Annotated in this window: 11 protein-coding genes; 1 reads left to right on the top strand and 10 read right to left on the bottom strand. The window is 30.1% G+C overall.

The genetic code is table 11. The features are described 5' to 3' along the window. Positions 1–5 precede the first annotated feature (5 nt). The 8 genes from ACJJV4_RS14905 to ACJJV4_RS14870 all read right to left on the bottom strand — a co-directional run bounded on the left by ACJJV4_RS14905 (position 6) and on the right by ACJJV4_RS14870 (position 9,373). The gene (locus ACJJV4_RS14905; RefSeq protein ID WP_405295849.1) at positions 6–839 is read right to left on the bottom strand and encodes a polysaccharide pyruvyl transferase family protein; all 834 of its coding nucleotides are present in this window, start codon (positions 837–839) and stop codon (positions 6–8) included. Beyond that, positions 830–1,717, bottom strand: coding sequence for a hypothetical protein (locus ACJJV4_RS14900; RefSeq protein WP_405295847.1), 888 nt, complete (start codon positions 1,715–1,717; stop codon positions 830–832). The genes ACJJV4_RS14905 and ACJJV4_RS14900 overlap by 10 nt, the downstream gene beginning before the upstream one ends. Continuing rightward, positions 1,708–2,472 carry a putative nucleotide-diphospho-sugar transferase gene (locus tag ACJJV4_RS14895; protein ID WP_405295845.1) on the bottom strand — a complete coding sequence of 255 codons (765 nt, stop codon included), beginning with the start codon at positions 2,470–2,472 and terminating at the stop codon, positions 1,708–1,710. Before ACJJV4_RS14895 ends, ACJJV4_RS14900 begins: the two co-directional genes overlap by 10 nt. 283 nt (positions 2,473–2,755) lie before the next feature. Then, positions 2,756–3,943, bottom strand: a complete 1,188-nt coding sequence (locus ACJJV4_RS14890) for a CatB-related O-acetyltransferase (protein ID WP_405295843.1) — start codon at positions 3,941–3,943, stop codon at positions 2,756–2,758. Continuing rightward, on the bottom strand, positions 3,918–5,204 hold the full coding sequence (locus tag ACJJV4_RS14885; protein WP_405295841.1) for an ABC transporter ATP-binding protein: 1,287 nt from the start codon (positions 5,202–5,204) through the stop codon (positions 3,918–3,920). Before ACJJV4_RS14885 ends, ACJJV4_RS14890 begins: the two co-directional genes overlap by 26 nt. A 1-nt stretch (position 5,205) precedes the next feature. Then, the gene (locus ACJJV4_RS14880) at positions 5,206–6,084 is read right to left on the bottom strand and encodes an ABC transporter permease (RefSeq protein WP_405295839.1); all 879 of its coding nucleotides are present in this window, start codon (positions 6,082–6,084) and stop codon (positions 5,206–5,208) included. 58 nt (positions 6,085–6,142) lie between these two features. Beyond that, complete coding sequence (locus ACJJV4_RS14875) at positions 6,143–8,578, bottom strand: polysaccharide biosynthesis tyrosine autokinase (RefSeq protein WP_405295837.1); 2,436 nt, start codon at positions 8,576–8,578, stop codon at positions 6,143–6,145. Between the two features lie 3 nt (positions 8,579–8,581). Then, entirely contained in the window at positions 8,582–9,373 is a 792-nt protein-coding gene (locus ACJJV4_RS14870; RefSeq protein WP_405295835.1) for a polysaccharide biosynthesis/export family protein, read from the bottom strand. A gap of 105 nt (positions 9,374–9,478) precedes the next feature. Here ACJJV4_RS14870 and ACJJV4_RS14865 point away from each other — a divergent pair, with 105 nt between their 5' ends. Further along, positions 9,479–11,344: an ABC-F family ATP-binding cassette domain-containing protein gene (locus ACJJV4_RS14865; RefSeq protein ID WP_405295833.1), complete on the top strand. Its 1,866-nt coding sequence runs from the start codon at positions 9,479–9,481 to the stop codon at positions 11,342–11,344. A gap of 49 nt (positions 11,345–11,393) precedes the next feature. Here ACJJV4_RS14865 and ACJJV4_RS14860 read toward each other — a convergent pair whose 3' ends face one another. Together ACJJV4_RS14860 and ACJJV4_RS14855 are read right to left on the bottom strand one after the other, a co-directional pair. Beyond that, on the bottom strand, positions 11,394–11,999 hold the full coding sequence (locus ACJJV4_RS14860) for a DUF1684 domain-containing protein (RefSeq protein ID WP_405295831.1): 606 nt from the start codon (positions 11,997–11,999) through the stop codon (positions 11,394–11,396). After that, positions 11,999–12,526 (bottom strand): DUF4252 domain-containing protein, encoded by a 528-nt coding sequence (locus ACJJV4_RS14855; RefSeq protein WP_405295829.1) that lies wholly within the window; start codon positions 12,524–12,526, stop codon positions 11,999–12,001. The genes ACJJV4_RS14860 and ACJJV4_RS14855 overlap by 1 nt, the downstream gene beginning before the upstream one ends. Positions 12,527–12,594: the final 68 nt, after the last annotated feature.

Raw genomic sequence — 12,594 nt, 5'->3', positions numbered from 1 at the left:
AAAATTTAAAAAATGGTTTGTCTTATTTTTAGTTCTTCTAAACTAGGAAAATAAAAATCACTTCGCGTGATCTCTTTTTTCAAAAAAGTTTTAACGTCTTTTTCAAAATCAGCTTTGTAAATAGACTCAATTGGTATTGGTAAATCGATACCTATTGACAAAAAATAATCTTTATATTTAAATAGTGGCTCATTAGATTGAGGCGCTACAAATACGCATGGTTTATTTAAAGCATGACTAAAGATTATACCGTGAAGTGACGAGGTATAAACCACTTTTGACCTCATAATCTCCTTAGCCACTGTTTTGGGGTTATTATCAATACTTACTTTTTTAAATGCTTTAGGATAATAACTATAAACAGACTCGTCATTATAATGCGGTATAAAGATGATTTGTTTATTAATATTGTTTTCAACCTTTAGATTATAAACTTCCTTTACTAATAAACCAGGATCTAACATAAATTTAAGCTCTGATAAATCGGCATCATACTTTTCAAAAAGTTGTCTAGTTAATGGACCTCTAACACCATAAACTTTAACTTTAGAAATGTTATCTTTAATAGACTCTAGATCATTACCCTTCCATCCAATACCATTAATTATGTCAGTATCTTTTATAACAGAAGCGATAGAACCAACCATTAAAAGTCTATTCCCTTCCTCTCTGTTGTTATAAACCTTTTCATTGTAAAGATATTTTATTAAATCTATAGTAAAAATATCTCCCGCATTACCGTGTTTAAATCCAGTTATTGTCCGACCCAATAATTTAGCTTTGTAATACTCTAGTTTTGAAATGACTCTAGAATGCCAGAAATAAGTTCTTAACGCCATATTTTAGATATATTAAGTTTTACAATTTTCCAAGACACATCATTTACACCATAACTTACAATTACTTTGTTTTTTGAAATATTAATCCCAGAAAAATAAGTGCATGAAATTAAAAACCTGTTAAACTTGTGTTTTGCACCAAACAATGATTTTAATGAATGTATTATATATTTTTTAGAACTAGTTAATTCAGGATTATTAGAGGGTTTAAATAAAAAAGGCTTACCCAAATACAATCGTTTTCCTTTTCTAGTAATTTTTCTATGTCCTATAAAAAGATAATTACCGTTGTATAAAGCCAAAGGTGTGCCTATAGTGTAAGCTCCAAAATTTATTTTAGTATTATTAAAATGGTTTTCAAAAACCATTTTATGTTTATCAATACTTGTCGCTTTTAATATAACTAAACCATTTAAGCTGTATAGCGCAAAAATTTGATTTTCGTAAAAATAAAAAGCCCAATTTTTTTCAACTTGGTTTCTATCTTTATAATTACAGGAATAGTATTCTTTTACATTACTTCCTTCTATTTTAAATAAAACTAATTGGTTATCTTCTTTATTTGTATGTCCAGAATTAAATGTGCACCATACCGCATTATTCATTATAAACAACTTAGGATCTGCAACTTTATCCAGTGCTAATTTTTCTTTAAAAAATTGTGATAAATCAACTTCGGTTAAGTTAACATCACTATTCCAAACAACCAATTTTGCTAAAATAGATTTAGTAGTATCGTCATAAACCCTAACCGCTAGGTAGCTTAAGTCATTGTAGAAAATGTAGCTTGGATTAAAAACATACTTGTACCCTTTTAAAATTCCTTTAATATTTGAAGGTATAAGATCGACAGCATACCTTTTTAAACTTAAGACCATTTTAAAACTTGTTTTATATATTGTTTTAAACGTCTCTTATAACTTATCCTTTGTTTTTGTTGCCAAATCGGTAATCCAAATTTTGCTAAGATTGTGCTTTCAACTAAAGACGGCATGAGCTTGTATTCTATTTGTAATCTAAGATAATTTTCTTGCTTAATATTGGGTTTTCCTGTAAAATGTAAGACCAAAGGTTTATGTATATCTTCTAAAAAAACATTCTCAAAACGACTGTTAAATTTTTTATAATCAAACAATTGACATTTACCTATATAATCATTATTTACTAACAACAGATACACCATAATGTCTTGGTCTCCATTAGAAAAATAACCTAAATCGTCAGTCCACCAAGTTTTTATTTTGGTTAAATCTTGTTTTAATATGTCTTGAAAAAATTGTTTTGAAAGTGCATTAGATTTAACTATAAATTGTCCAGAACTTAAATACGTTTTTAAAGATTTGTAACTGGGGCTTTTACAAAACGAAATGAATTTTTGGTCCTGTGGTGCATATTGCATTATATCGGTATCAAAATCGAAAAAGAAAGCATCATCGTCTATCCAAATAACATAATCAAACAGTTCTAAATAAGCTAAAACATAGTATATTTTATTTAAATATGGGTTTTTAGCTTGTGTAGGCCAATTACAGTTTATGTAAGTATATCCATAGGTGTCTGCATACAGTTTATGATTTATTGAAGAATCAAATTCTGTAATTGGATAACGTCCTGAAATAACACCTACATTCATATTTTTACATTTAGCCTGATATTATTCTAGTATATCTGTTCTTTTTTAATATTGATATAATCATATTAGACATTACAAGAACAAGTATAGTTATTAATGGAATCCCAATTATTGGATGAATATAACTCTAATCCAAAATAATTGAACATATAAATAAAACATGCGAAAAATAAATTCTAAAACTATTATTATAAACTATACTAATCATTATTTTATATCATGAAATACAGAATCAAAATGAGTTGAAGGATATCTATCAAAAAATATTGAGGCTTTCATTTTGTTAATTTATTAAATCAAAAACACTCTCAATTGTAGTTAGATCTGTTGTGAAAAAGGTTTCATTTCTTGCTATTTTAGTATCAGACCAATCCCACCAATTTATTTCTAATAATTGTTCCCTTATATTTTCAGAATATCTATAACTAACATGTTTAGCAGGCATACCTGCAACAATCTCGTAATCATCTACATCTTTTGTTACTATAGCACCTGCACCAATGCAAGCACCATTACCTATTACGACGCCAGACATTATCTTAGCACCTTCGTAAATAATAACATCATTTTTAATAGTAATTGGTCCTTTACTTCTACTTTTTGATAAATTCACATCCATTTCTGCTGGATGCGGCTTTAAAAAATATTTCCTGTAAAGGTAACCTTGTGTTGTAGGAAACCGTGTATCATGATTTACAGTATATATACTTACATTTTTTCCTATAGAACAAAATGAACCAATGTTTACAAATACATTTCCATTAATTTCATATCCATTATGAAAAGAATGCCTCCCTACTTTTAAAAATCTATTAGAAAAAATGGGATTTATTTTTCTTGTAGTATCTGTTTGAAATAAATTAAAAGCTTTTCTAAGTTGTTCCGAAAAATACTTAATATCCCATAAAGGCGAAATCAAAAATTCTGAGTTATAATCATTAGAATTTATTTCTTTTAAACCTGCATATCTTTTTTTAAGTATACCAGATGCATCAATATTTTTCTCTTCAATATTTGTATCCGACATAATATAATCAATTCCAAAAGCGTGTATAGTATTATAATGTTTTTTTAACGCATCCACTTGATAAAAGCTTTTACACAAAACAAGATCTAGTTTGTATCCTTTTTTTATTATCGCAGCATCCTCATGAAGTAATAAAGCAATTATAGGATTATTATTCATTTTTTCAGACTGGTTAAATTTTTTTATATCTGTAAAAATAATTAAATCTTCATCTTCAAATACATAGGATAAAGCTTGATTATAAAATTTAAAACTATAATCTTCTGATAAGAGCCTAATTGCCTTTAAAAGACCAGCAATATTATCATTATCCTCATCAATTATGATAGCAATTTTTTTTATAACACGCTTCCTCAATTGAATACTTTTCGTTTTAATTAAACTCTTATAAGTTTTCTTAAAATATCTGAATACTCTTTTATTTAACAATCCATTTTGCTTCATGATATATCATACTATTAGAACTTTTTTCCTTAGTAATTGAGTTGTGTTTTTGATCAAACTTATTAGGAAACACCTCAAATTCAATGAAATTCTGTTTAACATCTATAGGTTCTTTACCATCCCCATAACCTATTGACAGACTATAAAACCCATTTAATAAAAACAATTTATTACATTCAATTCTTATATTCGTACTTCCAGAAAAAGGTTTAATAGGAGAATCAATATAATCATTACTTCTCCAAGTCAGTAAGTTTTTATTATTAAAATCACTTATTCTCAAACTCATTATTGGGTTAATAAGTCTATCATTCGCATTTAAATCAATTTCAAAAATCATACTATCTCCTGAATAGAATGAGTTTACTATTTTATTATCACTGTTCTTAATTTTAAAACTTTTAATATATCCTTTAAAATTGTTTTTATTACTTTCAAAAGTAATTACTCCATCTTTAATAAGATTTGAAGTTAGATAATGATTGACCCCTTTTTCCACAGATCCCTCAAAAACCTGCATGCCATTCTCTAAAATAATTACTTTAGTACATAAATCCTGTATTGCCGCCATATTATGACTAACAAAAAGCACCGTACGTCCTTCCCCTTTAGAAATATTTTGCATTTTACCGATGGCTTTTTTCTGAAACTCTGCATCACCTACAGCTAAGACTTCATCCACAACTAAAATTTCAGGCTCTAAAAATGCTGCAACCGCAAAAGCCAAGCGCACAGTCATACCAGAACTGTATCGTTTGACTGGTGTATCGATGTAACGTTCGCAGCCAGAAAACTCAATAATCTCATCTATTTTAGCATTTATTTCTTTTTTAGTCATACCTAGGATTGCGCCATTTAGGTACACATTTTCTCGCCCAGTCATCTCCCCATGAAATCCTGTACCTACTTCTAACAAAGATGCTATTCGTCCTCTAGTTTTAATCTCACCGGTAGTTGGGCCAGTCACCTTAGAGAGTATTTTTAAAAGCGTTGATTTACCTGCTCCGTTTTTACCAATAATACCTAGTACCTCTCCGCGTTTAACTTCAAAATTAATATCTTGTAACGCCCAAACATAATCAGAAAGTCCTTTTGTACTTCGATCATTACTTTCTCCTATTTTCAAAAATGGATCTTCCTTACCTCGCACTCTATACCACCATCGTTTTAAATCGTCTGCAATAGTACCGGTACCAACTACACCTAAACGGTATTGTTTTGAGATATTATTAGCTTTAAGAATAATGTCTTTATCTGTCATATTAAACCGTATCAATAAAAGTTTTTTCAGTGCGATTAAAAACTATAAGTCCTAATAAAAAGAAAACAATACTAATAACTCCTGCATATAAAAAAGAAGACAAAAAAAACTCCTCTGTTCCCAATGTCATATGTCTAAATAACTCTATAAACGTCGTCATTGGATTATACTCTACTAGCCACGAATATTCTGGTAATTTTTCTTTAAAGTAAGATAATGGATACATCACTGCAGAGCCGTACATTAATAATTGTACTCCAAAACCAACTAAATGCGTTAAATCTCTATATTTTGTAGTTAATGAGGATATTATCATACCAAATCCTAACCCAAAAATGGCCATAAATAGTATCAAAATTGGTAATAAAAATAACGCAAGATTAGGTGAGGCTAGATTGGCTACTTCTGTAAAAAACTTAAAATAAATATAAAAGCCGATAAATAAAAACATCCTAATACCAAAGTTAATTAGGTTGGTAATAACGGTAGACAAAGGCATTATTACTCTTGGAAAATAAACCTTAGCAAAAAGACTTTGATTAGCTTTAAAGGTATTACTAGTACCAGTTAAGCAGCTGCTAAAATAATTCCAACAACTTAGGCCTGCTAAATTAAATAAAAATGCAGGTATCCCATTACCCGTCGGAATATTAGCTAAGTTATTAAAAATTAAGGTAAAAGTAAGCGTTGTAAATAAGGGTTGAATAAAATACCAAAGCGGCCCTAATATAGTTTGTTTGTATAATGTAATTACATTACGCTTCACAAATAAAAATAATAAATCACGATAGTTCCAAATTTCTTTAAAATTCAGGTCTATTAATTTCTTTTTAGGGGATATAGTATATAGCCAATCTTTCTCTTTCAGGGTTGAATTCAAATCAATATATTAAAATTTATAAATGCGTACTATTATTAATAACAGTGTTAATATCAGCCTATTTCTTAAAAACAGAAAACAGCTTCTTAAAAAAAGATTTTTCTTTAGCTACATCATGATATCCATTAGCATAATCTCCATAACCATAGCCGTAACCATAGCCGTATTTCCCTTTTAAATTATAGAAATTATATATAAAACTAATATTTTTAACTACACCGTTTTTGTGTTTTTCATTTATTAAAGTAAGCATCTCTTTTTGAGTATAATCTTGACGCACAACATAAAGTGACGCATCTGCATATTCTAAAAGCTCCAAAGCATCTGCAACCAAACCAACAGGAGGTGTATCCAAAATTATATAATCATATTTTGCTTTTAACTCGACTATGAGCTTGTCCATTATTTCACTAATCAACAACTCCGAAGGGTTTGGTGGTATTGGACCAGAAGTAATAATATCCAAGTTTTCTACTTTTGTCTGCTGAACAATATCCTCTAGTGAATTCTGTCCTATCAAATAATTTACAACACCAATTTCATTCTTCAATTCAAAATCACCAAAAATTCTAGGCTTTCTTAAATCTAACCCTACCAATACCGTTTTCTTTCCACTTAAAGCAAAAACAGAAGCAATATTTATGGCCGTAAAAGTCTTTCCTTCTCCACTAATAGAAGATGTAATCAAAACCGTTTTACTACCTTCTAAATCATGCTTTTTATACATAAACTGTAAACTCGACCGTATAGCCCTAAAGGCTTCTGCCATAGCAGACTGAGACTTATTAAAAACAGCCAAATTATTAGATGTATCATTTTGACCAATAACACCTAACAACGGTATACTGCTTAAATCTTCCAAATCTGCAGGAGCGTGAAGTTTATTATCAAAAAACGTTACGATAAAAGCAACTAAGAACAGAGGAATAAGCACAGCGAAAAAAGCAAAAACATATCTTATGTTAAGATTAACAGCGTTCCTTCCTTGCCCAGTATCTTTTGCTGGTTCTATTAAAACAATATCAGAAACATTAGAAGCTTTGATTAAGTCGGCTTCCCCTCGCTTTGCTAAATACAAATCGTATGTACTCTGACTTAACAAATATTCCCGTTCTATAGCTCTTAGTCTTTGTTGACTTTCTGGAATGGTAGAAAATTCATTCTCTGAATTATAAATCTTAGAATTGACAGACTTTAATTGAGATTGAATATTAAATTTTTCTGAAGCAATATTCTCAAGAACAACTAATTTTAAGGCACTTATTTGCCTATTTAAATCATCAAAAACTGATACATTATCTCTTACGGAATAAGCAAGTTTAGATTTTTCAGCAGATAACAAAATAATTTTAGAAACATTTGTTCCTATATTAGTTTCTGAAATACCTGTGGTTGACGGAACCTGTAAAGCACTATAATCGTTGTTCGTTATTAAATAATTTTTTAATAAATCTAAAGCTAACAGCTGCTCCGTCAAAACATCCTTCTGGTTTTTATATTCTTCAATTTTAGATGTAAGTAAAGCACTTTCACTTTCTATATCAAATATTTTATTAACCCTCATAAAATCATTAAGTGAATCGGCTTTTTTTGTCAGCTCCCCTTTCACTCTAGATAATTGCTTATCAATAAATTCAATGGTATTTATCGCATACTGATTTTTACGTTGCAATTGATCACGATCTAAAATAAAAACAGATGTATTAATGTAATCAACTATTTTAGATTTATTCTTATTAGTTAACCTTACAGTCAAAAGAGGTGAGTTCATCTCATTTCTAACAGCATAAGATTGCATAAAACTAGAAACCGTATTATCAAAATTACTAAAATGAATAAAATATTCCGATTGAGGCACTAACGCTATTTCATTCCTTTTTAATAAGCGACCTTTCAAAAAAGGTAAATCTATATAATCTCCAAAATTATATTCTTCGGAAAAGACACTCTCCTTTAAGTTTATATATTGAATTTTTTTATTTCGATAATTTTGAGCTGCCACAACATTCAATTCACCAAAATCATATGAAACTTGAAATCTATTTTCTGAGAGTAGCGTAATTTTTAAGGGGTGACCAATAACCTGATAACTATCAGCTTTACCTTCAAACATAAAAGGCGTTTCTTTATAAATATCCGTTTTATAAAAACGTCCTTGTTGTAAATATGTTAGATAAAGCTTGAGACTATCTACAACTTTCTCATGGTGTTTTCTAGATGTTAAGTTTAATAACACCTCTTGCACCTTCCCAGATATACCTCCGTAGTTAAATACTAAACTTGTGTTGGCAGTAAATAAAGGGTTTTTATCGTCTTGGACAGTTACAGAAGCACCGAGAGTATAAGGAAACTCACGTCTAATATTTTGATGGTAAACGACATAAAAAGCAATACAAAGACCAAGTAGCAACCATTTCCAATAGCTTATAGCCCTAAAAACAAACTCTTTAAAATTGAAGTTCTGTCCGTTTTGAAAATCAAATCCATCATCCATAGCTTACAAATTCTTTACTAAAAAATAAGTACTAATAACAACTGAAAACAAACTAGCAATTGTAGTAAGTGTTTGCGTAGCTGTTTCACCAGCCCCTAAAGATTTACGTTTTAATGGTTTTACCATAATAATATCATTAGGTTGTATATAATAAAACTCAGATTTCATTGCTGCTATATCTGTCAAATCTATATGATGTATTTTTTGACCATCAGGATATTGCCTCACAATTAAAATATCTGTTCTATCTCCTGTTTGTTGAATGTCTCCAGCATTTGCAATAGCTTCAATAATATTAACACGATCTTGGTAAATTACTTGCACACCTTTACTAGCAACCTCTCCAACCGTTGTGTATTTCAAACCAGCAAGTTTCACAGTAACAAATATTTGAGCCGTTTCTTTAAAATACTGCTGTAATAACTCATGTTTCACCTTATCTTCAATTTCCTCTACTGTAAAACCGAGCACATTTATTTCTCCTAAAATAGGGAATTCTATATTTCCATGTAAATCTACCGTAAATCCAGTAAAATAAAGTGCTTGTTGCGTATTACCAACGTCATTAGTTGTGGGATTAAAAATCTCAACCAATTCCTTATCTAAAGCCTTTACATCGATACTCAAAACATCATTAATCTGCACCCTATAAGGCTTAGCCAAGGCCTGGATTTGCAAAGAATCGTTAGTTACGCTTCCTTTTTCTTGCAAATACACTACATCTTTATTTGTAATACATGAAGTGCAAACAACCGTAATTGCAACAAGGATTAAAATGGCAAATTGTTTTAACATATAGGTTAATAGATTAACCACAAATATAACTTTTCACCGTGAAGAATAAAACTTATACCCTTTTTTTTGGTTTTTTAGACGTTCTTTGCAAAAAAACAAATAGCCTTGAATTATTTAACAGTAGAAAATATATCGAAATCTTACGGAGAACTAACCCTTTTCGAAGATGTTTCATTCAGTGTTCATAAAGACCAAAAAATAGCTTTTGTGGCTAAAAATGGTACAGGAAAAACCTCTATTCTTAATATCCTTTCGGGAGACGACGAGGCTGGTTCTGGTAGCGTCACTTTCCGAAAAGGTATTGCCGTTTCATTTCTATCTCAAGACCCTAAGTTTGATAAAAACTTAACGATAGAAGAAACAATTCTCGCTAGTGAAAACCCTATTTTAAAAGTCATTTCAAATTATGAAAAAGCCCTGTTAAACCCTGATGACACCGATGCTTACCAAGCCGCTTTTGACGCCATGGAACGCCATGAGGCATGGGATTTTGAAACGCTTTACAAACAAATACTTTTTAAACTTAAATTAGAAGATTTATCTCAGAAAGTAAGTGTACTTTCTGGAGGACAAATAAAACGTTTAGCCCTAGCAAACGCACTTATAAATAAACCGGATTTACTAATTCTAGATGAGCCAACTAACCATTTAGATTTAGAAATGATTGAGTGGCTCGAATCCTTTTTTGCTAAAGAAAACATTACACTTTTTATGGTTACTCACGACCGTTATTTTTTAGAACGCGTTTGTAATGAAATTATAGAGCTCGACGAAGGGCAAATCTACAACTACAAAGGAAATTACTCCTATTACCTAGAAAAAAGAGAAGCTCGAATAGAAAATGACGCCATAGAAACCAATAAGGCTAAGCAACTTTTTAAAAAAGAGCTTACCTGGATGCGCCGTCAACCAAAAGCAAGAACCACTAAATCTAAATCTAGAATTAACGATTTTGCCGATATAAAACATCGCGCACACCAACGCCGTAATGATCATGAAGTTCAATTAGAACTGAACATGGAACGTTTGGGTAGTAAAATTTTAGAATTTCATAAAGTATCGAAAAGCTTTAAAGACAAAACTATACTAGATGGCTTTAGCTACATGTTTCAAAAAGGTGAACGTGTTGGTATTATTGGCAAAAACGGAACAGGAAAAACTACATTTTTAAATATTTTAACGCAAATAGCACAACCCGATTCAGGAAAAGTAACTAAGGGTGAAACAGTGAAATTTGGCTATTATACTCAAAATGGGATTAAAATTAAACCAGAACAAAAGGTTATCGATGTCATTCGTGAATTTGGAGACTATATTCCTTTAAAAAAAGGAAAACAAATTTCTGCGCAACAACTGTTAGAACGCTTTTTATTCAGCAGAAAAAAGCAATACGATTTTGTTGAAAAACTTAGTGGTGGCGAACGTAAGCGTTTGTATTTATGTACTGTTTTAATACAAAACCCAAACTTTTTAATTCTAGATGAACCTACTAACGATTTAGACATTGTAACCTTAAACGTACTTGAAAGTTTTTTGTTAGATTTCCCAGGTTGTGTAATAGTAGTTACACACGATAGATACTTTATGGACAAAGTAATCGATCACTTATTTGTTTTTAAAGGAGATGGTGAGATTGAAGATTTCCCCGGAAATTATACAGATTACCGTATTTATGAAGACAGCCAAGATGTAATTGCAGCAACTGAAATTGAGGATAAAAAGGACAAGAATGCTTGGAAAAAAACTGATGATAAAAAACTATCTTACAATGAAGAAAAAGAGTTAAATAACATTGAAAGCAAGATAAAGTCTTTAAATTTTGATAAAAAGGAATTAGAATCGAAATTTAATAATCCAGATTTAACACCAGAAGAAATAAATACACTATCCGAAAAACTTCAAGTCATTTTAGATACTATAGAAGAAAAAGAAGAGCGCTGGTTAGAGCTTTCAGCAAAACTAGAAGATTAAAAAACATTGTATTCCCCATAAGCTATATAGGCTTATGGGTATAAATATTTTAATGGTTTTTAAAAACTTTTACACCAGCCTCTATACGTGTTTTTAAATAATTTACACGAGGTACAATTGGACAAGAAAACTCATCATTATAAGCGCAATACGGGTTGTAAGCTTTATTAAAATCTATAATAACCTCATTAGAATCCGGAATTTTCATATCGAGATAACGACCACCTCCATAACTTTCATTACCATTTGTTTGATCTAGAAAAGGTAAAAACAAGTAATCTTCAAAACCTTCTTTACCCATCAGTTCTTGGCCCTGATAAACATTTAAATTAAACGTTTCTCCATTTAATTCAAAACTTAAAACACCAAAAACACGCTCTTTAGAAACTCGGTCTGTTGTGGTTTTCATATTAAACCAATCGGCATTTTCAACACGCTTAAATTGTGCTGTCACGACATAAGTAGAATCAAATTTAAAAAAATCCAATCCTCTAAAGCTTTTTCTATCTTTATCTTTTAATGGTGATGTTGTTGCATCTTTATACTCTGCATTTATAGTTTTTTGAAACTCCGTTTCTCCAAGAATTGGGCGTTTATTTTGTCCGCAACTAAAAACAGAAACTAAAACTATAGCTATTAACACTAATTTCTTCATTATTTTCCTGAATTAAAAGATGGATTTATATTGGTTTTATAAGATTGCATTAAACTATTAGAAAACTCATTAAAAGCGTCTTCATCTGCAAACGATTTAATTTTTTCCGGATCAAAACTTCCTTGTAAATAATAAGCTGTTGTTTCATTTTCAGTACTATTAAAAATTATAGCATCGGTTACTACAACCCCCAACTCCTTAACAGAAATAATACGTGTATTACCAATATCATTCTTTCTAAAGACATCAGTATACCCACTATTGGTAACAGCATTCATTTCGGCTATTAAACTTTCGCGCTTAAACTTATTAAGCGCATCAAACTTTATAAATTTTAAGTCTGAAACATTACCTATAGCTTGGTTTACTTCGGGTGAAATTTGACTTAAAAGCGCTTTCATAAAATTAGGAACCTGAAAAGATGTGGCCCCTACATCAGTTTTATGATTATTGTAAAATCCTTGAAAGCTACTTCCGCAAGATAGTAGTAAAAAGCACAAACCTAAACTTATATATATGTTCTTCATTCTTAAATTATTTCATTTCAAAAATACAACTTAAGAAAATTTTAAATACATTTGACAAAATTATTTAT

The sequence above is a fragment of the Algibacter sp. Ld11 genome, from assembly GCF_045066735.1.
Classification (GTDB): Bacteria; Bacteroidota; Bacteroidia; order Flavobacteriales; family Flavobacteriaceae; genus Algibacter.
Note: the sequence above shows the minus strand (reverse complement) of the source record. Positions and strands in the feature narration are given on the sequence as shown.

Excerpts from the sequence above, each read along its gene's own strand:
- ACJJV4_RS14860 (WP_405295831.1), bottom strand. The coding sequence starts at position 11,999 with ATGAAGAAATTAGTGTTAATAGCTATAGTTTTAGTTTCTGTTTTTAGT.
- ACJJV4_RS14905 (WP_405295849.1), bottom strand. The coding sequence starts at position 839 with ATGGCGTTAAGAACTTATTTCTGGCATTCTAGAGTCATTTCAAAACTA.
- ACJJV4_RS14875 (WP_405295837.1), bottom strand. The coding sequence starts at position 8,578 with ATGGATGATGGATTTGATTTTCAAAACGGACAGAACTTCAATTTTAAA.
- ACJJV4_RS14870 (WP_405295835.1), bottom strand. The coding sequence starts at position 9,373 with ATGTTAAAACAATTTGCCATTTTAATCCTTGTTGCAATTACGGTTGTT.
- ACJJV4_RS14895 (WP_405295845.1), bottom strand. The coding sequence starts at position 2,472 with ATGAATGTAGGTGTTATTTCAGGACGTTATCCAATTACAGAATTTGAT.
- ACJJV4_RS14900 (WP_405295847.1), bottom strand. The coding sequence starts at position 1,717 with ATGGTCTTAAGTTTAAAAAGGTATGCTGTCGATCTTATACCTTCAAAT.
- ACJJV4_RS14855 (WP_405295829.1), bottom strand. The coding sequence starts at position 12,526 with ATGAAGAACATATATATAAGTTTAGGTTTGTGCTTTTTACTACTATCT.
- ACJJV4_RS14885 (WP_405295841.1), bottom strand. The coding sequence starts at position 5,204 with ATGACAGATAAAGACATTATTCTTAAAGCTAATAATATCTCAAAACAA.
- ACJJV4_RS14890 (WP_405295843.1), bottom strand. The coding sequence starts at position 3,943 with ATGAAGCAAAATGGATTGTTAAATAAAAGAGTATTCAGATATTTTAAG.